At 72.4% G+C, this 25,407-nt stretch carries 25 protein-coding genes; 14 read left to right on the forward strand and 11 right to left on the reverse strand.

Annotated features, from left to right (window positions below; all coding sequences use genetic code 11):
- The first annotated feature begins 60 nt into the window (after nucleotides 1–60).
- The 3 genes from BM424_RS23095 to BM424_RS23105 are packed head-to-tail and all read left to right on the forward strand — an operon-like array spanning nucleotide 61 to nucleotide 2,852.
- Complete coding sequence (locus BM424_RS23095; RefSeq protein WP_093421785.1) at nucleotides 61–897, forward strand: p-hydroxycinnamoyl CoA hydratase/lyase; 837 nt, start codon at nucleotides 61–63, stop codon at nucleotides 895–897.
- Nucleotides 898–940: 43 nt separating this feature from the next.
- Nucleotides 941–1,345, forward strand: a complete 405-nt coding sequence (locus tag BM424_RS23100) for a MarR family winged helix-turn-helix transcriptional regulator (RefSeq protein WP_093421787.1) — start codon at nucleotides 941–943, stop codon at nucleotides 1,343–1,345.
- A 19-nt stretch (nucleotides 1,346–1,364) separates the two neighbouring features.
- Complete coding sequence (locus BM424_RS23105; protein WP_093421789.1) at nucleotides 1,365–2,852, forward strand: amidase; 1,488 nt, start codon at nucleotides 1,365–1,367, stop codon at nucleotides 2,850–2,852.
- Nucleotide 2,853: 1 nt separating this feature from the next.
- Here the strand turns inward: BM424_RS23105 and BM424_RS23110 are convergent, their stop codons facing one another.
- Nucleotides 2,854–3,651 (reverse strand): IclR family transcriptional regulator, encoded by a 798-nt coding sequence (locus BM424_RS23110; RefSeq protein WP_093421792.1) that lies wholly within the window; start codon nucleotides 3,649–3,651, stop codon nucleotides 2,854–2,856.
- Nucleotides 3,652–3,754: 103 nt separating this feature from the next.
- On the opposite strand from BM424_RS23110, the gene BM424_RS23115 reads away from it, so the two are divergent.
- Nucleotides 3,755–4,867 carry a mandelate racemase/muconate lactonizing enzyme family protein gene (locus tag BM424_RS23115; protein WP_093421794.1) on the forward strand — a complete coding sequence of 371 codons (1,113 nt, stop codon included), beginning with the start codon at nucleotides 3,755–3,757 and terminating at the stop codon, nucleotides 4,865–4,867.
- A gap of 226 nt (nucleotides 4,868–5,093) precedes the next feature.
- On the opposite strand, the gene BM424_RS23120 is transcribed toward BM424_RS23115, so the two are convergent.
- The gene (locus BM424_RS23120; RefSeq protein WP_093421797.1) at nucleotides 5,094–6,212 is read right to left on the reverse strand and encodes an NADH:flavin oxidoreductase; all 1,119 of its coding nucleotides are present in this window, start codon (nucleotides 6,210–6,212) and stop codon (nucleotides 5,094–5,096) included.
- Nucleotides 6,213–6,370: 158 nt separating this feature from the next.
- Here BM424_RS23120 and BM424_RS23125 point away from each other — a divergent pair, with 158 nt between their 5' ends.
- Complete coding sequence (locus BM424_RS23125; RefSeq protein WP_175548224.1) at nucleotides 6,371–6,817, forward strand: Rrf2 family transcriptional regulator; 447 nt, start codon at nucleotides 6,371–6,373, stop codon at nucleotides 6,815–6,817.
- 135 nt (nucleotides 6,818–6,952) lie between these two features.
- Here the strand turns inward: BM424_RS23125 and BM424_RS23130 are convergent, their stop codons facing one another.
- Nucleotides 6,953–7,546 (reverse strand): TetR/AcrR family transcriptional regulator, encoded by a 594-nt coding sequence (locus tag BM424_RS23130; protein ID WP_245776061.1) that lies wholly within the window; start codon nucleotides 7,544–7,546, stop codon nucleotides 6,953–6,955.
- Nucleotides 7,547–7,654: 108 nt separating this feature from the next.
- On the opposite strand from BM424_RS23130, the gene BM424_RS23135 reads away from it, so the two are divergent.
- Complete coding sequence (locus tag BM424_RS23135; protein ID WP_093421804.1) at nucleotides 7,655–8,704, forward strand: NAD(P)-dependent alcohol dehydrogenase; 1,050 nt, start codon at nucleotides 7,655–7,657, stop codon at nucleotides 8,702–8,704.
- A gap of 7 nt (nucleotides 8,705–8,711) precedes the next feature.
- Here the strand turns inward: BM424_RS23135 and BM424_RS23140 are convergent, their stop codons facing one another.
- Together BM424_RS23140 and BM424_RS23145 are read right to left on the reverse strand one after the other, a co-directional pair.
- A complete protein-coding gene (locus BM424_RS23140) occupies nucleotides 8,712–10,181 on the reverse strand; it encodes a bifunctional phosphatase PAP2/diacylglycerol kinase family protein (RefSeq protein ID WP_245776062.1) in 1,470 nt (489 codons plus the stop codon).
- Between the two features lie 54 nt (nucleotides 10,182–10,235).
- Entirely contained in the window at nucleotides 10,236–10,670 is a 435-nt protein-coding gene (locus BM424_RS23145; RefSeq protein ID WP_093422014.1) for a GtrA family protein, read from the reverse strand.
- A gap of 398 nt (nucleotides 10,671–11,068) precedes the next feature.
- Here BM424_RS23145 and BM424_RS28545 point away from each other — a divergent pair, with 398 nt between their 5' ends.
- Both BM424_RS28545 and BM424_RS23150 read left to right on the forward strand, forming a co-directional pair.
- Nucleotides 11,069–11,257: a hypothetical protein gene (locus tag BM424_RS28545; RefSeq protein ID WP_139274139.1), complete on the forward strand. Its 189-nt coding sequence runs from the start codon at nucleotides 11,069–11,071 to the stop codon at nucleotides 11,255–11,257.
- Nucleotides 11,258–11,443: 186 nt separating this feature from the next.
- Entirely contained in the window at nucleotides 11,444–12,334 is an 891-nt protein-coding gene (locus BM424_RS23150) for a diacylglycerol/lipid kinase family protein (protein WP_245776063.1), read from the forward strand.
- A gap of 1 nt (nucleotide 12,335) precedes the next feature.
- Here BM424_RS23150 and BM424_RS23155 read toward each other — a convergent pair whose 3' ends face one another.
- Complete coding sequence (locus tag BM424_RS23155; RefSeq protein ID WP_245776064.1) at nucleotides 12,336–13,481, reverse strand: acyl-CoA dehydrogenase family protein; 1,146 nt, start codon at nucleotides 13,479–13,481, stop codon at nucleotides 12,336–12,338.
- Between the two features lie 410 nt (nucleotides 13,482–13,891).
- Between BM424_RS23155 and BM424_RS23160 the strand changes: the two genes are divergently transcribed.
- Entirely contained in the window at nucleotides 13,892–15,394 is a 1,503-nt protein-coding gene (locus BM424_RS23160; protein ID WP_093421809.1) for a serine/threonine-protein kinase, read from the forward strand.
- A 17-nt stretch (nucleotides 15,395–15,411) separates the two neighbouring features.
- A complete protein-coding gene (gene pabB, locus BM424_RS23165) occupies nucleotides 15,412–17,448 on the forward strand; it encodes an aminodeoxychorismate synthase component I (protein ID WP_093421812.1) in 2,037 nt (678 codons plus the stop codon).
- Here pabB and BM424_RS23170 read toward each other — a convergent pair.
- Nucleotides 17,383–18,282 carry a LysR family transcriptional regulator gene (locus BM424_RS23170; protein ID WP_093421815.1) on the reverse strand — a complete coding sequence of 300 codons (900 nt, stop codon included), beginning with the start codon at nucleotides 18,280–18,282 and terminating at the stop codon, nucleotides 17,383–17,385. The genes pabB and BM424_RS23170 overlap by 66 nt on opposite strands.
- A 55-nt stretch (nucleotides 18,283–18,337) precedes the next feature.
- On the opposite strand from BM424_RS23170, the gene BM424_RS23175 reads away from it, so the two are divergent.
- Complete coding sequence (locus BM424_RS23175) at nucleotides 18,338–19,384, forward strand: YeiH family protein (RefSeq protein ID WP_093421818.1); 1,047 nt, start codon at nucleotides 18,338–18,340, stop codon at nucleotides 19,382–19,384.
- On the opposite strand, the gene BM424_RS23180 is transcribed toward BM424_RS23175, so the two are convergent.
- A complete protein-coding gene (locus BM424_RS23180; protein WP_093421820.1) occupies nucleotides 19,374–19,961 on the reverse strand; it encodes a TetR/AcrR family transcriptional regulator in 588 nt (195 codons plus the stop codon). The genes BM424_RS23175 and BM424_RS23180 overlap by 11 nt on opposite strands.
- Nucleotides 19,962–20,048: 87 nt before the next feature.
- On the opposite strand from BM424_RS23180, the gene BM424_RS23185 reads away from it, so the two are divergent.
- Nucleotides 20,049–20,783: an SDR family NAD(P)-dependent oxidoreductase gene (locus BM424_RS23185; protein ID WP_093422019.1), complete on the forward strand. Its 735-nt coding sequence runs from the start codon at nucleotides 20,049–20,051 to the stop codon at nucleotides 20,781–20,783.
- 1 nt (nucleotide 20,784) lies between these two features.
- Here BM424_RS23185 and BM424_RS23190 read toward each other — a convergent pair whose 3' ends face one another.
- From BM424_RS23190 to BM424_RS23200, 3 genes are read right to left on the reverse strand one after another with little or no spacing between them, the layout of a single operon-like run.
- The gene (locus tag BM424_RS23190; protein WP_093421823.1) at nucleotides 20,785–21,363 is read right to left on the reverse strand and encodes a cysteine hydrolase family protein; all 579 of its coding nucleotides are present in this window, start codon (nucleotides 21,361–21,363) and stop codon (nucleotides 20,785–20,787) included.
- A complete protein-coding gene (locus BM424_RS23195; RefSeq protein WP_093421826.1) occupies nucleotides 21,360–22,718 on the reverse strand; it encodes an MFS transporter in 1,359 nt (452 codons plus the stop codon). The genes BM424_RS23190 and BM424_RS23195 overlap by 4 nt, the downstream gene beginning before the upstream one ends.
- The gene (locus tag BM424_RS23200) at nucleotides 22,715–23,137 is read right to left on the reverse strand and encodes a MarR family winged helix-turn-helix transcriptional regulator (RefSeq protein WP_217649805.1); all 423 of its coding nucleotides are present in this window, start codon (nucleotides 23,135–23,137) and stop codon (nucleotides 22,715–22,717) included. The genes BM424_RS23195 and BM424_RS23200 overlap by 4 nt, the downstream gene beginning before the upstream one ends.
- Before the next feature lie 326 nt (nucleotides 23,138–23,463).
- Here BM424_RS23200 and BM424_RS23205 point away from each other — a divergent pair, with 326 nt between their 5' ends.
- Together BM424_RS23205 and BM424_RS23210 are read left to right on the forward strand one after the other, a co-directional pair.
- Nucleotides 23,464–24,666 (forward strand): SfnB family sulfur acquisition oxidoreductase, encoded by a 1,203-nt coding sequence (locus BM424_RS23205; protein ID WP_093421832.1) that lies wholly within the window; start codon nucleotides 23,464–23,466, stop codon nucleotides 24,664–24,666.
- A gap of 15 nt (nucleotides 24,667–24,681) precedes the next feature.
- A complete protein-coding gene (locus BM424_RS23210; RefSeq protein WP_093421835.1) occupies nucleotides 24,682–25,311 on the forward strand; it encodes a 3,4-dihydroxy-2-butanone-4-phosphate synthase in 630 nt (209 codons plus the stop codon).
- The last annotated feature ends 96 nt before the right edge of the window (nucleotides 25,312–25,407 follow it).

The following is a 25,407-nucleotide window of genomic DNA, read 5'->3' on the forward strand; positions in this document are numbered from 1 at the left end:
ACGATCGGTCCCGAAACAATCAGGTTTCCTGATTATGAGGTTCCGGCGGAGAGGTACACCATGTCCACTTCCGAGAAGCCCTGGGGCAACACCGTTCTCGTCGACTTCGAGGACGGCATCGCCTGGGTGACGCTCAACCGCCCGGAGAAGCGCAACGCGATGAACCCGGCGCTCAACGACGAGATGGTGGCCACCCTCGACGCCCTGGAAGCCGACCCGCGCTGCCGCGTGCTGGTGCTCACCGGCGCGGGCGAGGCCTGGTCGGCCGGCATGGACCTCAAGGAGTACTTCCGCGAGGTCGACGAGGCGGACGACCCGTCGGTGCAGATCCGGGTGCGCCGGGCGAGCGCGGAGTGGCAGTGGAAGCGGCTGGCCAACTGGTCCAAGCCCACCATCGCGATGGTCAACGGCTGGTGCTTCGGCGGCGCCTTCACCCCGCTGGTGGCCTGCGACCTGGCGATCGCCGACGAGAACGCGCGGTTCGGCCTGTCCGAGATCAACTGGGGCATCCCGCCGGGCGGCGTGGTCACCCGCGCGCTGGCCGCGACCGTGCCGCAGCGCGACGCGCTGTACTACATCATGACCGGGGAGCTCTTCGACGGACGCCAGGCCTCCGAGATGCGGCTGGTCAACGAGGCGGTCCCGGCCGAGCGGCTGCGCGAGCGCACCCGCGAGCTCGCCGCCAAGCTCGCCGCCACCAACCCGGTCGTGCTGCGGGCCGCCAAGGTCGGCTACAAGGTCGCCCGCGACATGCCGTGGGAGCAGGCCGAGGACTACCTCTACGCCAAGTTCGAGCAGTCCCAGTTCCTCGACCACACCAACGGCCGCCAGAAGGGCATGTCGCAGTTCCTCGACGACAAGACCTACAAGCCGGGGCTTTCGGCGTACCGGGACTGAGGTGCGCGATGATGGGGCGGTGACCGCTGATGAACCTCAGCCGATGACGCTGTACCTGGTCAAACGCCTCGAACTGGCCATCCGGGCCAGGATGGACGAAGCGCTGCGCCCGCTGGGGCTGACCACGCCGCAGTTCACCGCGCTGACCGTGCTGCGGCTGCGCGACGGGCTGTCGTCGGCGCAGCTGGCGCGCCGCTCGTTCGTCACGCCGCAGACCATGAACGAGATGGTCCGGGCGCTGGAGCGCAACGGGCACCTCGAACGCCGCCGGGACCCCAACAACCGCCGCGTGCTGCAGATGGCGCTCACCCCCGCCGGGCGTGAGCTGCTGGAACGCTGCGACCCGTTGATCTCGGCGATCGAGGAGGAGATGCTGGGCGCGATTCCGGAGGTGCAGCACGCGCTGTTCCGGCAGAGCCTGGAGCTCGGCTGCGACGCGCTCGGCTGACGGCGGCAGAGGAGGACGGGTGGACGTCGAGGAATACCTGCGGCACGACGGACTGGGACTGGCCGAACTGGTCGCGTCCGGGCAGGTGACCCCCAGCGAACTGCTGGCCACCGCCAGGGCCAGGGCCGAGGCGGTCAACCCCGCGATCAACGCGATCGTGGCCTGGCTCGACGACCACGCCGACCAGCGCGTCGCCGGTGAGCTGTCCGGGCCGTTCGCCGGGGTCCCGTTCCTGCTCAAGGACCTGCACCAGGACCTCGCCGGAACGGTCAGCAACGACGGCTGCCGCGCGCTCGCCGGCCGCAAGGCCACCAAGACCGACACCGTCGTGCAGCGCTGGCTCGACGCCGGGCTCGTCATCTTCGGCAAGACCAACACGCCCGAGTTCGGCTCCAAGGGCGTCACCGAACCCGACCTGTTCGGCCCGTCCCGCAACCCGTGGGACACCCGGCGCACTCCGGGCGGCTCCTCCGGCGGATCGGCCGCGGCCGTGGCGGCGGGAATCCTGCCGGTCGCCGCCGCCAGCGACGGCGGCGGTTCGATCCGCATCCCGGCCGCCTGCAACGGGCTCGTCGGCCTCAAGGCCGGGCGCGGGATGATGCCGACCGGGCCGGTGGAGACCGAGCAGTTCCTCGGCATGGCCACCAACGGCGTCATCTCCCGCACCGTCCGCGACTCCGCGGCCATGTTCGACGCCCTCGTCGGCCCGGAGCCGGTGAGCCCGTGCCTCACCGCACGGCCGGAGCGTCCGCTGCTCGAGCAGCTCGACGAAGCGCCCGGCAAGCTCCGCATCGGCTACAGCACCCGCTGCGCGCTGCGCGAGCAGCCGCACCCCGAGGCCGTCCGCGCGGTCGAGCGCTCCGCGGAACTGCTCACCGAGCTCGGGCACGAGGTCGAGGAGGTCGCCCCGCCGCACGACGACCGCCAGCTCGGCCGCGACTTCCTGCTGATGTGGTTCGTCCGGCAAGCCGCCGACGTCGAGCGGATCAAGCGCGAAACCGGCTGCGGGGACGAGGGTTTCGAGCTCGACACGCTCGTCATGGCCGCGCTGGGCCGGGCGACGGGCGGCATCGCGCTGCACGACGCGCAGGAGCGGCGCCGCGAGCACGTCGCCGCTCTGGCCGACTTCCACAGCCGCTACGACCTGCTGCTGACACCCAGCCTGGGCGAACCGCCGATCGAGGTCGGCTCGCTGGACACCCCGGCCGCGCTGCGGTCGGTGGTCAAGGCGATGCTCAAGACCCGCACCACGCGGGTGCTGAAGCTGCTGGGCACCGTCGAGCAGATCGTCGACAACAGCTTGCGCTGGGTGCCCTACACCCAGCTGGCCAACCTCACCGGACGCCCGGCGATCAGCCTCCCGCTGCACCGCACCGACGCCGGCCTGCCGCTGGGCGTGCAGTTCGTCGGCCCGCCGAGCAGCGAAGGTCTCCTGCTGCGCCTGGCCCGCCAGCTCGAGGTCGCCGCGCCCTGGGAACGGCCGACACCGCTGCTGGAAGCCGCCTGACTCAAGTCGGGATCCGGTGCGGGCCGGACGCGGGAAGCGGATTGCCCAGCTGGGCCGAGACCGCCGCGGCCGCCGCGGCCGTCGCCCGGCCCGCCCGGTCCAGATCGGGCAGGCGCGAGGAGGGCGCCGAGATGTTGAGGGCGGCGATGACCCGGCCCCGGAAGTCGCGGACCGGAGCGGACACGCCCGACAGGCCCGCCTCGAACTCCTCGCTGACCGCGGCGTAGCCGGCGCGGCGGGCCCGCTGGATCTCCGCCCACAGCTGCGGCAGCGTGCGGGCCCTCGGGGCGTGACCCGCGGTCAGCTCGGCGGGGAAGCGGATGTGCAGGTCGTCCGGCGTCGCGTCGAGCAGCAGCACCCGGCCCGCCGAGGTGCAGTGCGCGGGAACGCCGCGCCCCTCCCAGCCGTGCACCCGGTAGGAGTGCCCGGACACCGACAGCACGGTCAGCACCGCCTCGTCGCGCAGCACGCACAGGTGCCCGGTCTCCTCCAGCTCGGCGGACAACCGGTGCAGCACGGGTTCGGCGGTGCGCACCAGCCGGTCCTCGACCGTGCGCGCGACCAGCGAGAACAGCCTCCAGCCGAGCCGGTAGCCCAGCGTCTCCGGATCCCGCTCGACGACGCCTTCGGCGGCCAGCGCCTGCAGCGCGCGGGAGACCTGGCTCTTCTCGCGGCCGGTGATCCGGGCCAGGCGCACCACCCCGAGCCCACCCGCCCGCTGCGCCTCGTCGGAGGCCAGCGCGTCCAGCAGCGCCAGATCGCGGCGCAACCCGTGCCCGATGGGCCTGCTGGAGGACATGGGGCGAGCCTAGACGGAGCAGTTGGCGTGAGCGCAACGCGCGTTGCGATCCGCCGGGAACGCTTGCCGCCGAATTCCCGGCGTTCCTACCGTCGACGGCACCATGAAGATCGTTGACATCAGCCTGGACCGGCTCCGCCTCGAACTCGACCCGCCGTTGCACGCGGCGTGGGACCCCGTCCCGCGCGGGCACTTCGACGCCACGATCGTCCGCGTCCACACCGACGAGGGCGTCACCGGCATCGGATCAGGGGACACGATGGACGGGTTCGACGCCGTGCGGCACCTGTTCGTCGGGCAGGACCCGCTCGACATCGTGCGGCACGTGCGGGCGATCGAGACGGCGAACTTCCACGGCGGCCGGTTCTGGCCGCTGGAGGCCGCGCTGTGGGACGTCGTCGGCAAGGTCGCGGAACTGCCGGTGGCGACACTGTTCGGCGGGGCGTCCCGGTCGCTGCCCGCCTACGCCTCGACCGCCGAGCTCAAGTCCCCGCAGGAGCGGGTCGAGGTCGCCTGGCAGGTGCGCGAAGCCGGGTTCAGGGCGATGAAGATCCGCATCGACCGCGACCGCACCGAGGACGGGGTCGCCGCGGTCGCCGCCGTGCGCGACGCGCTGGGGCCGGAGTTCGCGATCATGGTGGACCTCAACCAGTCCTGGCGGATGGCGGGCGACACCGCTGACGCCACCGACCTGGTGGCCACCCGCCGGCTCGTCCGGCGACTGTCCGAACTGGACGTGTTCTGGGTCGAGGAGCCGCTGCCGTACGCGGATTCGGCGGGATTCCGGCGACTGCGCGCCGACAACCCGGGCGTGCGGATCGCGGCGGGGGAGATGCAGCACTCGATGACCGAGCTGCTGTCCTGTCTGGACGACGACGTGCTCGACGTGTACCAGCCGGACGTCGTGCTGGCCGTGGGGATGCACCGGGCTCGGACGCTGGCCGAACTCGCGCAGCACAAGCACCGCGCGTTCACCCCGCACAGCTGGACCAACGGCATCGGGCTGCTGGCCAACCTGCACGTCGCGGCCGGAGTCGGCGGTGGCCCGTTCTTCGAGTACCCCTTCGACCCGCCGGGCTGGACGCCGGAGCGGCGCGACTTCATGCTCGCCGACCCGGTTCGGGTCAACGCCGCGGGTGAGATCGAGGTGCCGGCGCGGCCCGGCCTCGGTGTCGAGCTCGACGAGGACGCCGTCCGTCGCTTCCGCGTCGGATGAGTGGCTCGGTGGGTGGTGGGGGAAGTTTTCATGAAAACTTCCCCCACCACCCACCCGGGGAGGTTTCCACTGAAACTTTCCCACCGATGAACCTCGGATGCCCTGCTACCAGCGCGTTCTCTGGTGGTGGGGTTTCAGCGGAGATCTCGGGTTGGGTGCGTGGGGAGGGAAGTTTTCATGAAAACTGCGCGTCCCCACGCACCCGAGTCGTCACCGGACGGGATTCTCAGTGGAGGGTGTTGAGCGCGTCCTTGGCGAACGGGACGAGCTCGTGCTGGCGGTCGTCGAGGACCTTGGCCGACCACTCCGGGTCGGCCAGCAGCGCGCGGCCGACCGCGACCAGGTCGAACTCCTCGCGCTCGAAGCGCTCCAGCAGCCGCTCGATGCTCTCCACCGAGGCGCCCTTGGTGCCCAGCGTCTCCGGCTCGAACTGGGCGTCCAGGCCGACCGAACCGACGGTGATGACCGGCTTGCCGGTGAGCTTCTTGGTCCAGCCGGCGATGTTGAGCTCCGAACCGGACTCCGGGAACTCCGGCTCCCAGTAGCGGCGGCCCGAGGCGTGGAAGGCGTCGACACCGGCGTCCGACAGCGGCGCCAGGATCTCGGCGAGCTCGTCGGGGTCGGTGGCCAGCTTGGCGTCGTAGTTGTGCGCCTTCCACTGCGAGAACCGCAGCACCACCGGGAAGTCCGGCGACACCCGCTCGCGGACCGCCTTGACGATGTCGGTGGCGAACTTGGTGCGCTCGACGTGGTTGCCGCCGTAGGCGTCGGTGCGCTTGTTGGTGCGCTCCCACAGGAACTGGTCGATCAGGTAGCCGTGGGCGCCGTGCAGCTCGATGCCGTCGAAGCCGATGCGCTCAGCGGCCCAGGCGGCCTCGGCGAAGGCGTTGATCAGGTCGTCGATGTCGCTCAGCGTCAGCGGCGAACCGGCTCCCGGCGCGCCGTCCATGCCGATGCCGGACGGGCCGACGACCGGGGCGTCCTTGAACGGGCCGGAACCGGCCGGGCGCTGGATGCCCACGTGCCACAGCTGCGGCATGATCTTGCCGCCCGCGGCGTGCACGTCCTTGACCACGCGCGCCCACCCGGCCAGCTGCTCCTCGCCGTGGAAGCGGGGGATGCGCGAGCTCATGCCGGCCGAGGCGTGGTCGACGAAGGTGCCCTCGGTGATGATCAGGCCGGTGCCCGCGGCGGCGCGGCGGGCGTAGTAGGCGGCCACGTCCTCGCCGGGGATGCCGCCCGGGGACATGGTGCGCGTCATCGGCGCCATCACGATGCGGTTGGGCAGCTCGGCCGAGCCGAGCGTGAACGGGCGGGCCAGTGCCTGCGAAGCGCGACTGCTCACAGTGAAGGTCTCCTGTCCTGCGTTCCAGGCGTGACGTCCCGGAGATGAAGTGTGCAAGACAAACGTACATATTCGATTCAGCCAACTGCAACTGTGACAGTCGCTATTCTGGGATCGTTGCTAGACTGCGGCCTGACCTGCGGACGGAGGTGGGAGACGTGCTCGACATCCGGTTCTGCCGGGCGCTTCAGGTGATGATGCGGCTGGCCATCGCGGCCGAGGAGGGCTCGGAGGTGCGCAGCTCTACCCAGTTCGCCGAGGAGCTCAGCACCAACCCGAGCCTGGTGCGCAAGCTCCTCGTCCCGCTGCACAACGAGGGTCTCGTGATCTGCACGAAGGGTCGCGGCGGTGGTGCCAGGCTGGGCCGGCCCGCCGAGGAGATCACCCTCGCCGACATCTACCGCTGCGCGGTCGGCGACAAGCCTCTCTGGGCCCGCTCGCCCGACGGCGAGCACGTCTGCATGGTCGCCGCCCGCACCGGCGAGTACTTCGCCGAGCTCACGGCCGAAGCCGAGAACGCCGTCCTGGCCTCCCTCGCCAACCGCACCCTCGCCGACAGCGTCCGCGAGATCCAGGCCCTCGACGCCCAACCCACCCCCGGCTGACCCCACCCGAGGTCAAATCCTGCGGTATTCGACCGGTCAAAACCTGCGGTATTCGTCGGGTCGAAACCTGCGGTTTTTGACCGGTCGAAAACCCCGGTTTTCGCGGACACGGGGAGTGATCGGGGGGTCGCCGGGTCAGGGGGTGGTGTGGAGGTGGCCCTGGACCGCGAGGCGGGCTGCCTGGGCTGATTTCCTGACCACCAGGGCCGGGGTGTAGCCGTGCTTGGTGAACACCCCGTTGAGCCAGAACGTGCCGTAGCCGTGGGCCTGGGTGAACAGCTGTTCCATGAGCTCCAGCGCGTCGGCGGGGGCCGCCACCTGCATGGTGCGGAGCAGGAGCTGGTCGGTGAGGCGGCGGGTCTGGTCGTGCAGGTCCGCGTAGCGGGGTCCCTGGAGGATCTCGGTGTTGATGAGGTCCATGCCGACGCGCTGGCGGATCAAGTAGCCGGTGTAGGCGCCCGCCGCGGCGGCCAGCCCCTCCACCGGGTCGGTGTGCTCGCCCGCGGCCTGCTCGACCTCGTCGGCGAGCTGGTGGGCGACCTGGGTGGCGACCGCCGCGACCAGGCTGTCGCGGTCCGGGAAGTGCCGGTAGGGCGCTCCGGGGCTGACCTTGGCGCGGCGGGCGATCTCGGCGACGGAGAAGCCGTCGGGGCCGCGCTCGGCGATCAGGTCCAGCGCGACCCGCACGAGCTCGGCGCGCAGGTCACCGTGGTGGTACTTCCCGGTCATGGCCTGGATCACATCTCTCGTTCGGAATATGTAAGACCCCTCTTACGTCTCGATGTAAGAAGGCTCTTACATCGAGGGCTCGTGCACAAGCTGTTCCATGGAGGGTTCATGAGCACGATCACGAACGCTATCGCCGTTCCGTCCCCGGGGGCACCCCTGGAGCAGACGACGATCACGCGACGTGACCTGCGGCCGAACGACGTGCTGATCGACATCGCCTACGCCGGCATCTGCCACAGCGACATCCACCAGGCCCGCGAGGACTGGGGCACCGCGATCTTCCCGATGGTCCCGGGCCACGAGATCGCGGGCACCGTCGCCGCGGTGGGCTCCGAGGTGACCAAGTACAAGGTCGGCGACCGCGTCGGCGTCGGCTGCATGGTCGACTCCTGCGGCGAGTGCGAGTACTGCCAGGCCGGCACCGAGCAGTTCTGCGTCAAGGGCAACGTCCAGACCTACAACGGCGTCGGCTTCGACGGTGAGAACACCTACGGCGGCTACAGCCAGCAGGTCGTGGTGAAGGACTCGTTCGTCTGCGGCATCCCGGAGGGCATCGGCCTCGACGTCGCCGCCCCGCTGCTGTGCGCCGGCATCACCACCTACTCGCCGCTGCGCCAGTGGGGTGCGGGCCCCGGCAAGAAGGTCGCCGTCGTCGGCCTGGGCGGTCTCGGCCACATGGCCGTCAAGATCGCCGCGGCGATGGGTGCCGAGGTGACGGTGCTGAGCCAGAGCCTGAAGAAGCAGGAGGACGGCCTCAAGCTCGGCGCGAAGGACTACTACGCGACCAGCGACGAGTCGACCTTCCAGACCCTGGCGGGACGTTTCGACCTGATCCTCAACACCGTCTCGGCCGACCTGCCCGTCGACTCCTACCTGAGCCTGCTGCGGGTCGGCGGCGCGATGGTCAACGTCGGTGCCCCGGGCACCCCGCTGTCCTACAACGCGTTCTCGCTGATCGCCGGCAACAAGTCGCTGGCCGGGTCGATGATCGGCGGCATCGCCGAGACCCAGGAGATGCTGGACTTCTGCGCCGAGCACGGCATCGGCGCGGAGATCGAGACCATCTCCGCCGACCAGGTCAACGAGGCCTACGAGCGCGTCACCGGCAGCGACGTGCGCTACCGCTTCGTCATCGACACCGCCACCATCGGCGCCTGACGACGCATCACGAAGGACCCCGGGCGACGCCGAACGCGGGACGCGGCGTCGCCCGGGGTTCGTCTCGTTCGGGCCGGTAGACCTGGAGCGCTCCGTCGCGGGCGGCGAAGGTGAACGCGCGGCCGGTGACCGACACCTCGCCGTCGCGGGCCAGGGCCACCGGCGGGCCGAGCACCTCCACTCGCACCCGCCGGCACTCCTGCTGGACGTAAGCGCGGTTGTGGAACAGGGCTCCGGTCAGCGCGCCCACCACGAACCGGGCTCGGGAGAACGGCAGGTCCGCGCGGACGTAGCGGACGTCGAGCACGCCGGTGTCCAGCCGAGGCCGCCACGTCGGAGCCAGGCCCTTGGGCCGATACCCGTTGCTGCCGACGAACAGCAGCCAGATCCGGTGCCGAAAACCGTTGATCCGCACCGGGATCGGCTCCGCGCTGGCCAGCACTCGCACCAGCGCCGCCGCTCCGGCCGGCCACTTCCCCCAGCGCGGCGCCCACTTCTCGCGCAGCCGCACCACGTCCGGGTAGCCGCCGAGGCTCGCGGTGTTGACGAACCACCGCTGCGGCAGGTCGTCCACCAGCACCGCGCCCAGATTGACGTCGACCGCCGACCCGCTGCTCAGCGCGCGCAGCGAGTCGGCGGCGTCGACGATCCCGAGGTCGCGGGCGAAGTGGTTGAGCGTGCCGGTCGGCACCACCAGCAGCGGCAGACCGCGCGTGGCCGCCACCGCCGCGGCCGCGGCCACGCTGCCGTCCCCTCCGGCGACCCCGAGGGCCTGCGCGTTCCCGGTGGCGTCGAGGTGCGCGTGCAGCTGCTCGGTCAGATCGCGGCCCGGGATCGGGTGCACGAGATCGGCGCGCGGCAGCAGCCGGGCGAGCTCGCACGACGGGTCCCCGCCGCCGGAGGCCGGGTTGACCAGCAGCACGAGGCCTTCGCCGCGCTCGATCGCGGCGGTGCGCGCGCTGGGGCGGGCGAGGCCGGGCGCGGCGGGGCGGACCGGCCACCAGCGGTGGGTGGCCACCGCGACGCCGGTGCCGATCGCGGCGCCGACGAGCACGTCGGTGGGCCAGTGCACGCCGGTGTGCACGCGCGAGTACGCCACGGCCCCGGCCAGCGGCAGCAGCGCCAGGCCGAGCCGGGGCGATTCCATCGACACCGCGGCGGTGAAGGCGGCGGCCGAGGCCGCGTGACCGGACGGGAACGACGAGGACGTCGGCGGGGCGGCGAGTCTGCGGTGCTCGGGCAGCAGGTTCGCGGCCGGACGCCGCCGGGGCAGCAGCGGTTTCCCGATGCCGTTGGTGACGGCGCTGGTGAACGCGACCGCCCCGGCTCCGCGCAGCGCCGCGCGGCGGGGTCGCCCGCGGCGGGTGGCCAGCGCCGCGGCCAGCCCGAGCCACAGCTTGCTGTGGTCGGCGAGGTGGGTGAGGCGTCGGAGTGCGGGGTCGGCGGCGCTGCGCGGCCACGCGGCGGTGCTCCGCACGAAGTCGTGGTCGGCTGACGTCAGCCTCCGGACCATCCCGCGCACGCGGCCCCCTCAGTCGGCGCGGCCGCCGGTGTCGCGGAAGATGACCCAGCGCATCGCGCTGTACATGTAGGCCGCCTCGCACGCCCCCGCGATGAGCCGCGACAGGTGGTACTGCGTGCCGAGCGCCGCCAGCCCGGAGCCGAGGCCGAGGATGAACACCAGGTAGTTGATCGCCACCGCGACCGAGTAAAGCCCGGCCTGCGGTCCGACCGGTGCGTGCGAGCGGAAGTTCAGCGCCCGGTTGAGCAGGAAGCTGGCGGTGAAGGCGATCAGGTAGGCGACGGTGAAGGCCACCGGCACGGGCCAGTGCAGCGCGCTGCGGAACAGGGTGAGCAGCAGCAGGTCGAGGGCGAAGGTGGAGCCGTTGATCAGCGCGAAGCCCAGGAAGCTGGGCGCGACGACGCGGGAGAGCCCGAAGGGGAGTCTTCGCGTCACCGCCTCCATCGCGGTGTGGAAGCGCTGCCCGGGGGAGGGCGGGGACTGCGGTGCGATCGGCTCGGCCTGCTGCCCGGCGGTCATGGCGCAACGATGACATGCCGCCGTGAACGCGACCCGGCGAGGGGCACCGGCCCTCGTGATGGTGTGACCTGTGGGTTCAGTGGAAAGTGAATTGAATTCGCGGCTCGTGCTCGGGTGTGGGGGAGGCGAAGTTTTCATGAAAACTTCCCCCACCCCGGAAGAGTCCACAGAGGAATGAGCCCGTGATCGTTCCGGGTTCTCCGTGATCGTTCCGGGTTCAACGACCCCGATGTGAAGATCGACATCGAATGGCGCATACTGGATCTGCGGCAGCGCGTGCTCTCCTGCCCGAAACCTTTCTGCCCTTTGTCTACTCGTCACTGGTGAGAACTGTGTCCAAGCACGCCCAGCCCCGCCCCGAAGCCGGTATGACCCGGATCGCCGAAGGCGGGCGCACTTGTCCGGTCCCGTCCGACATGATCGCCCTGCACGGTCCGTGGGGCAGCCGCCGCGCCAAGCGCCCGATGATCAACACCGGGGTCGTCACCGCCGACGTCGCGGTCCGCGCCTGATCGTCCGACGTCCCGCAGTCCCGGTGCTCGCCGGTGCGGGCCGCCGGGGTGGTTCGCCGTACCCGCGGCGTCACCCGTAGGTGCGATTCGTGACCTCGCGGAGGTAGAAAGGACGCCATCGGTGTCCTCGAACTTCGCAGGAGGCGGACCATTCGCATCGAGCGGCCTGTCACCAAAGCGGCCCTGGTGGTCAACGTGCACTCGCGCAGCGGGGGGAAGGCCTACGCCTACGCCCTGGAGCGGCTGCGCGAGCTCGGCGTCCCGCTGGGAGCCACGTACCCGCTGAACGATCCGTCGCGGCTCGTGGAGACCGTCGACTCGGCCGCCGCCGGCGGCCACGACCTCATCATCGTCGGCGGCGGCGACGGCAGCGTCAGCTCGGTCGTCGACTGCCTCGCCCACCGCGACGTGCCGCTCGGGCTGCTGCCGCTGGGCACCGCGAACGACTTCGCGCGCACCATGCACATCCCCGACGACCTCGACGGGGCCTGCCGGACCATCCTCGGCGGCCACATCGTCGACGTCGATCTGGGGCTGTGCGGGGACAACTACTACGTCAACCGCGCCTCGGTGGGCATCGGGGCGGAGGTCGCGCAGGCCATGTCGCCGCGGCTCAAGCGCCTCGTCGGCCCGCTGGCCTACCCGGTGGCCACCGCCAAGGCGTTCCTCAAGCACCGGCCGTTCTCCGCGACGCTGCGCTTCCCCGACGGGGACCACGAGGACGTCACCTACGACAGCCTGCTGCAGATCTCGGTCGCCAACGGGCGCTACTTCGGCGGCGGGCAGGTCGCCGCCAGCGATTCCGGCATCGATGACGACGCGCTGGACATCACGGTGCTCCGGCAGGGCAGCGTCCGGCAGCTCGCCGGGGTCGTGCGGGGGCTCAAGACCGGCGAGCCCAACGACCAGATCGAGCAGTTCCGCACCCGCCGGGTCGAGGTCGTCACCGACGAACCGCAGCCGATCAACATCGACGGCGAGGTCGTCTCCAGCACGCCGCAGACCTTCAGCGTCGCCCGCAACGCGTTGCACGTCGTCACGCCCAAGACCTGGACCGACGGCGAGGCGCCGGAGTAGATCAGGTGTAGGCCGACGGGGTCGGCAGGTCGCCGAGCAGCGCGTACCTGCCGACCTCCACGCGCTTGTAGGCGACCGGGTCGTGCAGGCTGTGGGTGCGCAGGTTGCGCCAGTACAGGTCCAGGCCGACCGCGTTGGAGGTCGCGCGGGCGCCGGTGAGCTCGTAGATCCGGTTGGCGATCTCCAGCCCGACGTCGATCGTGCGCTGCTTCGCCGCCGAGACGAGAACCGCTGCGCGGCCCCGCATCTCGCGCGTCACGCCGTCGCGATCGGAGTGCAGCAGCTGCGCCAGGCTCGCCCCGGCGGTGTCGGTGAGCGTCTCCGCGGCCCACAGCTTCGACTGGAGGTCTCCGTAGCCCTCCAGGACGTAGAACTCCTCGGTCCCGGAGTTCTTGCCCTCGCCGCCGTAGGGCCAGGCGCGCGTGTGCCCGCGCGTGTAGGCGACGCCGGCGCGCAGCGCGGCCTGGGCGATGCCGAGGTAGAGGTTGGCGAACACCAGGTGCAGCGCGGGCACGTGCAGCGTGCTGAAAGCCGAAGCGCGGAACCGCTTGTCGACGTACCCGGCGGCGGCCGACCACGGGACGCGCAGGTCGGTGATCTCCACGCTGCCGGACACGGTCAGCCGCTGGCCCAGGTTGTCCCAGTCGTCGCCGAAGGTGATCGCGTCCTGCCGGGCGGGCACGACCGCGAACACGCTCTGGTCGCCGGGCTCCAGCGTGCCCTCCACGACCAGCAGGTCGGCGATCTTGGCGCCGGTGGAGAAGGACTTCTTGCCCCGGTAGAGCAGGGTTTCGCCCTCGTCGGTGACGATCAGGTCGCGGTCGCGCGGGTTGACCACGCCGCCGAAGAAGTGCGCGCGGGTGGTGTAGAGCTCGTCGGTCTCGGCGATCTGCTCGGGCGTGCCGACCAGCCGCATCGCCCACGCCCACACGTAGTGGTGGCCGAGCAGCTGGCCGATCGAACCGTCCCCGGCGGAGATCTCGCGGACCACGCGGCAGGCGGTGGTCCAGTGCTGCTCGGCGCCGCCGTGCTCGGCCGGGCCGAGCAGGGTGACCAGTCCGGATTCCTTGAGCAGGCGGACTTCCGCGGTCGGCGGCGTCCCGGCGCGGTCGCGCTGCACGGCGTCGGCGGCCAGAACTCGGGCCACCGCACGGGCTCTCGCGATCCACTCTTCGGGCGTCGACGGTGTGGGCTGATCGGCCCAACGCGGAATCTCGTTGCTGCTCAAGGCCATCCCCTCCGAGGAGTCCAGGGCCCCGGCGTCCGACATGACCGCCGGCGAAGCGAAAACGCCACGACGCCAAGCACGATAGCGCCCGCGCCGAACGCGCCCGGACGGGCCGGGGGAGTCGGGTTCCGCTCTTGTCCCGGGGGTGGGAGCGCGAGCGCGGCGCCGACGGTCGAGCTCGCACCGGCGGGACGGGTGGGGAAGCGGAGCCGGATGTTCCGCAAGTGGACGTTTCTCCTGGTCATCTCGCGCCCGGGTGGCCAGGGGGCGCAGCGGGGTCATCCGTACGGGTTAGCCTGGTCGGGGTTCGCCGAGTGGAAGGGTTCTGCGTGACGGAGGTGGGTGCGCTGCTGGCCGGCCGGTATCGGCTGGAGCGGCGGCTGGGCAGCGGCGGCATGGGCGTGGTGTGGCTGGCCGCCGACGAGCTGCTGCAGCGCCCGGTCGCGGTCAAGCAGCTCAGCGTCGCCGAGGGCGCGAACCCGCAGGTGGCCGAGGAGGCGCGGCAGCGCGCCATGCGCGAGGGCCGCATCGCCGCCCGCCTGCACCACCCGAACGCGATCGCCGTGCACGACGTCGTCGAGCACGACGGCCTGCCCGCGCTGATCATGGAGTACCTGCCCTCCCGCAGCCTCTCCGACGTGCTGGCGGAGAAGGGGCGGATGACGCCGGGCAAGGTCGCCGGCATGGGCGCGCAGGCCGCGGCCGCGCTGGAGGCCGCGCACGCCGCCGGCATCACCCACCGCGACATCAAGCCGGGCAACGTCCTGCTCGGCGACGACGGCACCGCGAAGATCACCGACTTCGGCATCTCGCACGCCGCCGACGACGTGTCGGTCACCCGCACCGGCGTCATCGCCGGGACCCCCGCCTACCTGGCCCCGGAGGTCGCGCAGGGACAGGCCCCGACACCGGCCTCCGACGTGTACTCGCTGGGCGCGACGCTGTACGCGGCGGTGGAGGGCGTGCCGCCGTTCGGTGAGGAGTCGACGAACTCGATCGCCCTGCTGCACGAGGTCGCCGCCGGGCGGTTCCGGCCGCCGCAGCTGGCCGGGGTCCTGGCGCCGGTGCTGACCACGATGCTGCAGGTCGATCCCGCGCAGCGGCCCACCCCGGGGCAGGCCGCCGAGGCGCTGCGGGCCGTGGGGTCGGGTGCGCCGAACCCGCTGCCCGAACCCGACCTCACCCAGCCGATGAGCCGGGTCGAGGCGGCCGCGCCGGTCGGCAATGGCACCCGCCTGGACAACGTCCCGGTCGGGCCGCCGCGGCGCTCGCGCCGCTGGATCTACCTGGCGGCCGCAGCGCTCACCGCGGTGGTGCTGGTCGCGCTGGTGCTCCTGCTGCCCTCCGGGGACGAGCAGCCGCAGCAGCAGACGGCCGCGCCCGCCGACCTCGAACGCGTCGTGTCCGACTACTACGCGCTGCTGCCCGAACACCCCTCCAACGCCTGGACCCGGCTGGGCACCGGGCTGCAGGCCCAGGGCAGGAACGGCTACGAGGCCTTCTGGTCGAGCGTGTCCGAGGTCCAGGTCGTCGAGCCGCCGACGGTCACCGGCCGCAACGCCGTGCGCGTCGGGATCGTGCTGGTGATGCCCGACGGCACCCGCATCACCGAGCACCACCAGCTCGGGCTGCGCGGCGTGCGCCAGCCGCTGATCGAGTCCGACTCGGTCCTGGACTCCTCCACCAGCGCACCGCCGCCTCCGCCCCCGCCGCCTCCGCCCCCGCCGCCCGCGCCGGTCGAGCACCCGCAGCCGCCGAAGCCCCACGAGCACAAGCCGGGCAAGGGCGAGGAGCACAAGGGCGAACCGGGCAAGAAGGGCCCGGGCAACTGAGCGCTGCGCGGGGAGTCGTGCGCACGCTGCTGGTCGACAACCACGACTCCTACACCTACAACCTGTTCCACCTGCTGGCCCGGGTCAACGGCTGCGAGCCGCACGTGGTCACCCACGACGCCGCCTGGGGCGACCTCGACCTCGACGAGTACGACAACATCGTCCTCTCGCCCGGTCCCGGCACGCCCGAGCTCGCCCGCGACTTCGGCATCGGCGCGGAAATCCTGCGGCGTGCCACCGTCCCGGTGCTGGGCGTGTGCCTGGGGCACCAGGGGCTGGCGGTGAGCGAGGGGGCGCGCGTGGTCCGGGCGCCGGAGGCGCGGCACGGGCACCTCACCCGCGTCCGGCACGACGGGGACGCGATGTTCGCCGGGATCCCGGCCGAGTTCGGCGCCGTGCGCTACCACTCGCTGTGCGTGGCCGAACCGGTTCCCGGGGAGCTGCGGGTGACCGCCCGGGCCGAGGACGGCGTGGTGATGGCGGTGCGGCACCGGAGCCTGCCGCGCTGGGGCGTGCAGTTCCACCCCGAGTCGGTCGAGTCCGAGCACGGCGAGCGGCTGCTGGCCAACTTCCGCGACCTGACGCCGGGGCGCGCGCACCGGCACCACCCGGTCGCCGAGCCGAAGTCCCCGGCCGCGCGGCGTTTTCGCGCGAACGTGGTGGAGCTCGCGGGCGCGGTCGACGCCGAGGCGGTGTTCGCGCGGCTGTACGCCGACTCCGCCCGCGCGTTCTGGCTGGACAGCTCCCGGGTGGAGGAGGGGCTGTCGCGGTTCTCGTTCCTGGGCGACGATTCCGGTCCGCTGAGCGAAACCCTGGTCCACCGGGTCGGTTCCGGTGAGCCGGTGCTGGACCGGTTGCAGCGCGAGCTGCGCGACCGGGAGATCGAGGCCCCGCCGCTGCCGTTCGACTTCACCGGCGGCTACGTGGGCTACTTCGGCTACGAGCTCAAGGCCGAGTGCGGTTCGCCGAACCGGCACCGCTCCCCGGCACCGGACGCGGTGTGGATCTTCGCCGACCGGTTCGTCGCGGTGGACCACCTGCGCGACCGCACCTACCTGGTGGCGCTGAGCGAGGGGGACCGCGCGGCGGCGGTCGACTGGCTCGCCGACACCCGCGCCGCCCTGTCCGGCCTGGTGCCGCCGCCCGAACCGGACGACGCCGCGGGCGCGGAGATCGAGCGGGCGCTGGCCCGCGACCGGGCGACCTACGTGCGTGAGGTGCTGACCTGCCGGGAGCACCTGCTGGCGGGGGAGAGCTACGAGATCTGCCTGACCAACGCCGCCGAGCTGCCCGCCGTCGAGCCCGCCTGGGAGACCTACCGGCGGCTGCGGCGCCGCAACCCCGCCCCGTACTCGGCGTTCCTGCGCGCCGACGGCGTCGAGGTGGCCTGCTCCTCGCCGGAGCGGTTCCTCAAGGTCACCCCGGACCGGGTGGTGGAGGCCAAGCCGATCAAGGGCACGGCCCCGCGCGGCGAGGACGTTGAGCGCGACGCGGAGATCCGCCGCGAGCTGGCCGCCGACCCGAAGACGCGGGCCGAGAACCTGATGATCGTCGACCTGATGCGCAACGACCTCGGCCGGGTCTGCGAGGTCGGCTCGGTGCACGTGCCCGAGCTGATGGCGGTGGAGACCTACGAGACGGTGCACCAGCTGGTCTCGACCGTGCGCGGCGAGCTGCGCGCCGGGCGCGACGTGATCGACTGCGTGCGGGCCTGCTTCCCGGGCGGGTCGATGACCGGGGCGCCCAAGCGGCGGACGCTGGAGATCATCGACGAGATCGAGGACCGGGCGCGCGGCGTGTACTCCGGCGCGATCGGCTACCTGGGGTGCTCGGGCGCGGCCGATCTCAACATCGTCATCCGCACGATGGTGCTGGTCGACGGCCGCTGGCGGATCGGGGCGGGCGGGGCGATCGTGCTGGGCTCGGACCCGGAGGCCGAGTTCGACGAGATGCTGCTCAAGGCCGCCGCACCGGCTCGCGCGCTGCCGTCAATCGGGGACGCGCACAGCGGTGGCCAGCAGCGCGGCGGCCGGGCCGGTGAGCTGCAGTCCTGACCGCCACACGGCGTGCAGCGGGCGCCGCAGGTCCAGCTCGGCGACCGGCACCTCCACCAGCCGGTTCTCGGCGAGGTCGGTGGCCGCGGCCAGGACGCTGAGCACCGCCGGTCCCGCCCCGGCGACGACGGCGTTGCGCACGGCGGTGGTCGAGCTCAGCTCCAGCAGCGGCGCCACCGGTGTCGCACCGGCCTCGGCGAGCGCGCGGGCGAGCTTCTCCCGGGTGCCCGAGCCCTGCTCGCGCACGATCAGCGGGGTCGCGGCCAGCTCGCCTGCCGTCAGCGGTCGCCGCAGCCGGGACCAGGGGTGACCGGGCGGGACGATGACGATCATGCGGTCACCGGTCAGGTAGCGCACCGACACACCTTCGGGCGGGTCGGGCGCCTCGATGAAGCCGAGATCGGCCTGGCCGTGCCGGACGGCCTCGGTCACGGCGGCGGAGTTGGTGACGTCGAGTTCGAGGTGCACCTCGGGCAGCGCCTCGCGCAGCCGGCTGATCCAGCGCGGCACCAGGTACTCGGCGACGGTCATGCTCGCGGCCACCCGCAGCTTCGACTCCTGCTGGGCCCGCAGCGCCCGCACGCCGTTCATCAGCCCGTCGACGTGGGCGAGGACCTCCCGCGCCCAGCCGCACACCATCTCCCCGGCCGGGGTGGTGGTGCAGCCCTGCCGGGTGCGTTCCAGCAGGTCCAGGCCCAGCTGGCGTTCCAGCCGGGTGAGCCGCTTGCTGGCCGAGGGCTGGCTGATGCGCAGCTCGGCGGCGGCCGCGCCGATGCTGCCCAGCTCGCCGACGAGCACGAGCAGGCGCAGCGATTCCGAATCCGGCGGGGTCATGCCCGGAGGATAGGTCCTGGACCCCTCCGCAGGGCAGCGGGCATTCCACGTGGCTATGACGACCTGCGCGGGTGACGGCTACCGGATCAGCGCCCGCTGGGCGAGGCTGATCGTCGTGAAGACGCTGACCAGCACCGACACCGCCCTGCTGCCGGGGATCGCGATCACCGGGGCGGCCGTGGCGGTCGCGATGGCGGTGTCGGCGCAGGTCCCGGCGCTGAGCGCGCTGACGGTGGCGGTCGTGCTGGGTGCCGTGGTCGGCAACCTCCCGCGGCTGCCCGGCGGTGTCCGCCCCGGTCTGGCGTGGGTGGCGCGGGTGCCGCTGCGCGCGGGCGTGGTGCTGCTGGGGCTGCAGCTGAGCATCGGCCAGCTGCTCGGCCTGGGACCGGGGACGGTGCTGGCGGTGCTGATCACGGTCGCCGCGACCTTCGCCGGGACGCTGTGGCTGGGCAGGCTGCTGGGCGTCTCGCGCGGGCTGTCGCTGCTGGTGGCCACCGGGTTCTCGATCTGCGGTGCCTCGGCGGTGGCGGCGGTCGAGGGCGTGGTCGACCGCGAGGATGAGGACGTGGCCACCAGCGTGGCGATGGTGACGGTGTTCGGCACCGTCGCGATGGTCGCGCTGCCGATCACCTTCGCCGCCACCGGCGTCGGGCCGGATCTCGGCGGCCGGATCGCCGGGGCGGGCGTGCAGGAGGTCGCCCAGGTCGTGGCCGCGGCTTCGCCGCTGGGCGCCTCGGCGGTGGCTCTGGCGGTGGTGGTCAAGCTCAGCCGCGTGGTGCTGCTCGCGCCGTTGGTGACCGGCGTGAGCCTGCTCGGCAGGCACCGCGCCACGGGGACGCGGCCGCCGATCATGCCGCTGTTCGTCGCCGGGTTCCTGGTGGCCGTGGCGCTGCGCAGCTCCGGGGTGCTGCCGGAGTTCGTCGTCGACGCCTCGCGGCCGGTCACCACCCTGCTGCTCACGGCCGCGCTGTTCGCGCTGGGCACGACGGTGCGCGTGGAGGCGCTGCTGCGCACGGGCCCGCGCGCGTTCGCGCTGGGGACCTGCTCGACGATCCTGGTGGTCGCGCTGGCGACCACGACGATGGGCCTGCTCAGCCGGTAGCGGGCAGCAGCCTGCGCAGGGCGCAGTCGGCCGCGGTGGCGAGCTCGTCGACGCCCATCCCGGTGCGGCCGAGCGCGACGATGCCGAGCTGGGCGGCCAGCACGGCCCGGGCCAGTTCGCCGGCGTCGGTCTCGGCGTCCACGTCGCCTTCGCGCTGGGCGCGTTCGAGCGCCTCGGTCAGCACCCGGGTGGTCGCTTCGTAGCTGCGGCGGGCCTCGGCGGCGACGTCGGGCATGCTCAGCGCCAGCTCGGCGGTGGTGTTGGCCAGCAGGCAGCCGCGCCGGGCGGACGCGGCGTCGCAGCTCGGGCCGCGCACGAAGTCGCGGACGAACTCCACTGCCCGCTCGGTGGCGGCCAGGCGTTCGCGGAGGTTCCGGTCGTTGGCCTCGTCGTAGTCGCGCAGCACGCGCAGGAACAGGGCCCGCTTGTCGCCGAACGCGCCGTAGAGGCTGCCCTTGCCGAGCCCGCTCGCGCGCATGAGGTCGTCCAGCGACGTCGCCGCGTAGCCCTTGTCCCAGAACTCCTGGCGGACCGCCGCGACGACACCGGCTTCGTCGAACTCCCGGGGTCGTGGCACGGCATGAGAATACGGCTTCTTGACCGATCGGTCCAGAACGGGCAGAGTTGTGGACGGAATGGTCCATAACTGGAGGAGGTGGACGGCGTGGCCGTCCTGCAGGACAAGGTCGCCGTGGTCACCGGCGGCAGCACCGGAATCGGGCGGGCGATCGCGCGGGCCTACCGCGACGAGGGCGCGACGGTGTTCATCACCGGCCGCCGGAAGGAAGCGCTCGACGAGGCGATCGCCGAGCTCGGCGAGGACGTGACCGCCGTGGTCTGCGACTCCTCGAAGCCCGCCGACCTCGACGCGCTCTACGAGACGGTCCGCGAGCGAGCTGGGCACGTCGACGTCGTGGTCGCCAACGCCGGCATCGGTATCGACGTGCCGTTCGGCGAGGTCACCGAGGAGCAGTTCGACGCCCTGTTCGGCGTCAACGTCAAGGGAACCGTCTTCACCGTCCAGAAGGCGCTGCCGCTGCTGCGGCCCGGCGCGTCGATCATCCTCACCGGATCGACCGCCGCGACGCACCCGCAGCCCGGCCTGGAGATCTATGCGGCGACCAAGGCCGCGGTGCACCACCTGGCGCGCGGCTGGGCGCTGAGCTCGGGGCAGCGCGAGTTCCGGGTCAACGTCGTCTCACCCGGCATGGTCCCCACGCCGGGAATGCTGGATCTCGTGGCCCCCGAGGTCCGCGAGGAGGCGAAGAAGACGATCCCGCTCGGCCGCCACGGCGACCCCGAGGAGATCGCGGCCGCCGCGGTGTTCCTCGCCTCGGACGCCGCGAGCTACGTCAACGGCTCGGTCCTGGCCGTCGACGGCGGGGTCGCTCAGATCTGAGTCACCAGTCCAGATCGGCGGTCGTGATCGTCTGGCCGTGCGCGGCGTAGATCCGGCCGGTCAGGAACTCGTGGACCTCCGGGTCCGGGTCGGCGCACAGGTCCGCCAGCACCCGGACCCGGTAGTCCCGGTCGGCGGCGTCGCGCACGGTCGACAGCACCACTCCGCTGGTCGAGATCCCCGCCAGCAGCAGGGTGTTCACGCCGCGCTCGCGCAGCCGCGCGTCGAGATCGGTGGTGGAGAACGCGCCGACGCGGGTCTTGCGGACCTCGATGTCGCCGGGCCGGGGCGCCACGCGCGGGTGCACCGCGGTGGTGGGGGCGTCGGCGTCGAGGAACGCGCGCCGCTCGGGGGTCAGCGAGGCGGCCATCATCGCGGTCGCGGGCATCGCCTCGACGTCGGCGTCGGTGAAACCGACCCGCACGAATCCGATGTGGACTCCCGCGGCGCGCGCCCGGTCGAGGGTGCGCTCGGCGCGTTCCAGCAGCGCGTCGGCGGCCTCGTCGGGCAGCATCCCGAGGATGCCCGCCTGGTAGTCCATCACCAGCAGCGCCGTGCTGCGGGGGTCGATGTCGGTCATGCTCTCTCCTCATCTCGTGGGTGGTCTCGGCCCAGGTCGCGCAGCGAGCGGTCCGCGACGACCAGGACCAGGAACAGCGCGGCGGTCACCAGCAGGAACACCGCCAGCTCGTGCAGGCCGGGCGTGTCGGCGGAGCGGCCGTAGAACGCGCCCTGGGCGGCCGAGGCGACGATCGCGCCCAGGTAGCCGAAGGTGCGCAGCAGTCCCGCCGCCGAACCGACGCGCTCCGAATCCGACTGGTGGTACACGGAGTTCTGCAGCGCGAGGCTGTTCAACCCCTGCGGCACACCGAGAACCACCGACAGCAGCACCAGAACCGCGATGGGGCTGGAGGGTTCGAGGGTCAGCAGCACTCCGCAGGCCAGCACCTGCGTGGCCGCGCCGACGAGGAGCTTGGCGCGGATGCTCAGCCGCGAGCTCGACGCGGTGGACACCGCGATCGCGGTGGCGAACACCGGCAGCTGGACGAGCCCGGTGTGCGCGGGCGAGAGTCCGCGACCGTCCTCGATCCACTGCGTGTAGCCGTAGAGGAACGCGTAGGAGATCAGGTAGGCCAGCAGCGCGCGGGCGTAGGTCATCAGCAGCGGCAGGTTGCCGCCCAGCAGGCGCAGGTCGAGGAACGGGTTCGGCGCCCGCAGCTCGCGCACCGCGAAACCCGCCCCGGTCGCCAGGGCGATGACCGGCAGGTACCAGTCCGACAGCCCCGGGTGCAGCAGGAACAGCAGCAGCGCCACCAGCGTCGCCGCGAACAGCAGCATCCCCGCGACGTCCAGGCCCGGGCGCGGCCCGGGGGCGCGCGCCGTCCTGGGCAGCCGCCACCAGCCGAGCGCGAAGGCGACCACCGCCAGCGGGATGTTGATCGCCAGCGTCGCCCGCCAGCCGCCGAGTCCGATCAGCAGTCCGCCCAGGGGCGGCCCGATCACCGCGATCGTCTGCGTCGACACCGACAGGACCGTGAGCACGCCCGTCGGCCCGTCCTGGTCCTTGATCAGCCGGATCGCCGCCGGATACCCCGCGCACGTGCCGAAGCCCAGCAGCACCCGCGCCGCGATGAGCACGCCGAGGTTCGGGGCGAACGTGCCCATCACGCCTGCGATCCCGACAAGCGAGGCGGCGATGAGGAACAGCCGTCGCGGCCCGTGCCGGTCGATGAGGCTGCCCGCCACCGGCTGTCCCACGGCGGTGGCCAGGTACAGCGCCGAGACCAGCCAGGCCGTGGCCGAGGGCGGCGCGCCGAAGGCGACACCGATCGGCACCAGCGAGACCGCGATGATCGAGGAGTTGATCGGGTTGAGCACCGCGCCCGAGATCAGCGCCGGCAGCAGTCGGCGGTCAAAGGTGACCGGTGCGCTCACGGGTCCACCAAGCGGTCCAGCAGTTCCAGGGCCTCGGCGAGGGTGCGGCGCTCGGCCTCGGTGTAGCGCTCCGCGAACGCGGTCGACAGCCACTCGCCGCGGCTGGCGCGGGCGCCTTCGGCGTGCTCGCGACCGGTGGCGGTGAGGGTGATGACCTGGCGGCGCCCGTCGTCGGGATCGGGGCTGCGGTCGATCAGGCCGCGCCGGTCGAGCTCGGCGACGATGGCCGCCATCGACTGCGGGCGCATCCGCTCGGCCCCGGCGAGCCCGCTCGCCGTGGACGGACCGTCCTTGAGCAGGCGCGCGAGCGCGGAGCTCTGCGGCGCGGTGAGGTCGCCGGAGGGGATCTCGGTGAGCCGCCGCCGCAACCGGCCGAACAGCACGCGCACCGAGGTCGCCAGCGTCGAGGGATCGGTCATGCCGTCCACGGTAAACTCATCAGCCCAGACTGACAAGTTCAGGCTGAACAGTTCGGCCTGTTCATCACCGATGCCGGAAAGGTCGTTGTCCGCAGGGTGGGAACGCCGGTCCGGCTGTTGACACCGGTGCGGGGTGCTGGTGGCATGAGATCGTGCTCGCTGCGGATCTGCTGACCAGGCGCCGCCACGTCGACCTCGTTCGCGTGGCCGCGCAGGCGTGTCGCGTCCGCTGATCGTCGAATCACCTCCCGCTTCATCCTTTTCGGTGCGTTAGTTCCTTCTTCGCGTTGCTGCGCGCCGTTTTCCGACTCCGCCGAGGAGCCTCGATGACGACCACACCCACCCCGGTGGCCGCCGTGCTGCGCGACGACGCCGAAGCGCTCGCCCACGCCCGCCGCCTGGCCGCGGCCTTCGCGGCCGAGGCCGCCGACCGCGACCGCGAGCGGCGGATCCCGCACGCCGAACTCGACGAGCTCTCCGCCAGCGGACTGCTCGCCGCGACCGTGCCCGCCGAGCACGGCGGCGCCGACATCACCACCCGCACGCTGCTGGAGGTGTTCCGCCTGCTGGCGGCCGCCGACCCGAGCATCGCGCAGATCCCGCAGAACCACTTCGCCTTCGTCAACGTGCTGCGCGAGAGCGCGACACCCGAGCAGCAGGCCTTCTTCTTCGGGGAAGTGCTGGCGGGCAAGCGCTTCGGCAACGCCCAGTCCGAAACCGGCAGCCGCACCGTGCAGGACATCCAGACCCGGCTGCGAGCCACCGGCGACGGGGACTTCCTGCTGCACGGCAGGAAGGGCTACGCCACCGGAGCGCTGCTGGCGCACTGGATCCCCGTCTCGGCCAAGGACGACGACGACCTCCTGCAGATCGCCTACGTGCCGCGCGACGCCGAGGGCGTCACCGTCATCGACGACTGGGCGGGCATGGGGCAGCGCGTCACCGCCAGCGGCACCGTCGAACTCGACCAGGTCCGGGTGCCCGCCGAGCGCGTCGTGCCGCACCACGCGACCTTCCAGCGGCCGCAGCTGCACGGCGCGCTCTCGCAGGCGCTGCACGCCGCGATCGACGTCGGCATCGCGGGCGGAGCGCTGGCCGAGGCCGCCGAGTTCGTCCGCACCCGCAGCCGCCCCTGGGGCGAGGCCGGGGTGGACACCGCCGCCGAGGACCCGCTGACCGTCCAGCGCTTCGGCGAACTGGGAATCCGGCTTCGGGCCGCCGAGGCGCTGCTGGGCGAGGCGGGGACGGCCGTCGACGAGGCGCGCGCCGACCTCACCGACGACTCCGCCGGGGCCGCCTCGATCGCCGTGGCCGCCGCGAAGGCCTTCGCCGACGCCACCGCCATCGAGATCACCAACGCGCTGTTCGAGGTCGCCGGCACCCGCTCGGCCCTCGACTCGGCCAACCTGCACCGGCACTGGCGCAACGCCCGCACCCACACCCTGCACGACCCGGTGCGCTGGAAGATCCAGCACGTCGGCCGCTACACCCTCAACGGCACCCTGCCGCCGCGGCACGGGCACCTCTGACCCGAAGGAACCCACATGCTGATCGACGAGCAGACCACCGCACCGGCCGCCCTCGCCGCAGGGGAGATCGTCGTCGTGCACGACGCCGGGGACGAGGGCGGGATCGTGTTCGCCGCCGACCGAGCCGACGCCGACAACACCGCCTTCGCGGTCCGGCACTCCTCCGGTTTCCTGTGCGTCGCGCTGCCCGAATCCCGCTGCGACGAGCTCGCCCTGCCGCCCATGTCGCCCCGCGCCCGGCGCGAGACCGCCGCCACCGTGTGCGTCACGGTCGACGCCGCCGTCGGGGTCAGCACCGGCATCTCGGCCGCCGACCGCGCCCGCGCCGCCCGCGTCCTCGCCGACGCGAACTCGGTGCCCGCCGACCTGACCCGGCCCGGACACCTCGTGCCGGTGGCCGTGGACCCGGACCACCCGCGCCCCGGCCTCGCCCAGGCCGCGCTGCACCTGGTCGCCGCCGCGGGCCACGCCCCCGCCGCGGTGTTCGCCCACCTCGTCAGCCCCGCCGACGAGACCCGCATGGCCACCGGAGCCGAGCTCCGCGCCTTCGCCGCCGACCACGGGCTCAGCGCCGTCGGCGCGCCCGCGCTCACCGAGCGGCGGCACGTCGACCTTGCCCGGGTCGGCGCGCAGTCGTGTCGCTGACGCGCTGAAACACCGCGCGCTCGCGCGGGAATCACCTCCGAGAACGCACGTGCACCACGTGCGTCGACGCAACCTGCCCGATTCCGCTCGCATGGG

This window comes from Saccharopolyspora flava (genome assembly GCF_900116135.1).
In the GTDB taxonomy this organism is placed as follows: Bacteria; Actinomycetota; Actinomycetes; order Mycobacteriales; family Pseudonocardiaceae; genus Saccharopolyspora; species Saccharopolyspora flava.

Bases quoted from the DNA above. Each gene is read 5' to 3' on its own strand.
- BM424_RS23110 (WP_093421792.1), bottom strand. From the start codon at position 3,651: ATGTCCTCCAGCAGGCCCATCGGGCACGGGTTGCGCCGCGATCTGGCG.
- BM424_RS23175 (WP_093421818.1), top strand. From the start codon at position 18,338: ATGACGACCTGCGCGGGTGACGGCTACCGGATCAGCGCCCGCTGGGCG.
- BM424_RS23115 (WP_093421794.1), top strand. From the start codon at position 3,755: ATGAAGATCGTTGACATCAGCCTGGACCGGCTCCGCCTCGAACTCGAC.
- BM424_RS23210 (WP_093421835.1), top strand. From the start codon at position 24,682: ATGCTGATCGACGAGCAGACCACCGCACCGGCCGCCCTCGCCGCAGGG.
- BM424_RS23135 (WP_093421804.1), top strand. From the start codon at position 7,655: ATGAGCACGATCACGAACGCTATCGCCGTTCCGTCCCCGGGGGCACCC.
- BM424_RS23145 (WP_093422014.1), bottom strand. From the start codon at position 10,670: ATGGAGGCGGTGACGCGAAGACTCCCCTTCGGGCTCTCCCGCGTCGTC.
- BM424_RS23130 (WP_245776061.1), bottom strand. From the start codon at position 7,546: ATGACCGGGAAGTACCACCACGGTGACCTGCGCGCCGAGCTCGTGCGG.
- BM424_RS23100 (WP_093421787.1), top strand. From the start codon at position 941: ATGACGCTGTACCTGGTCAAACGCCTCGAACTGGCCATCCGGGCCAGG.
- BM424_RS23170 (WP_093421815.1), bottom strand. From the start codon at position 18,282: ATGACCCCGCCGGATTCGGAATCGCTGCGCCTGCTCGTGCTCGTCGGC.
- BM424_RS23200 (WP_217649805.1), bottom strand. From the start codon at position 23,137: ATGACCGATCCCTCGACGCTGGCGACCTCGGTGCGCGTGCTGTTCGGC.
- BM424_RS23205 (WP_093421832.1), top strand. From the start codon at position 23,464: ATGACGACCACACCCACCCCGGTGGCCGCCGTGCTGCGCGACGACGCC.
- BM424_RS23095 (WP_093421785.1), top strand. From the start codon at position 61: ATGTCCACTTCCGAGAAGCCCTGGGGCAACACCGTTCTCGTCGACTTC.
- BM424_RS23190 (WP_093421823.1), bottom strand. From the start codon at position 21,363: ATGACCGACATCGACCCCCGCAGCACGGCGCTGCTGGTGATGGACTAC.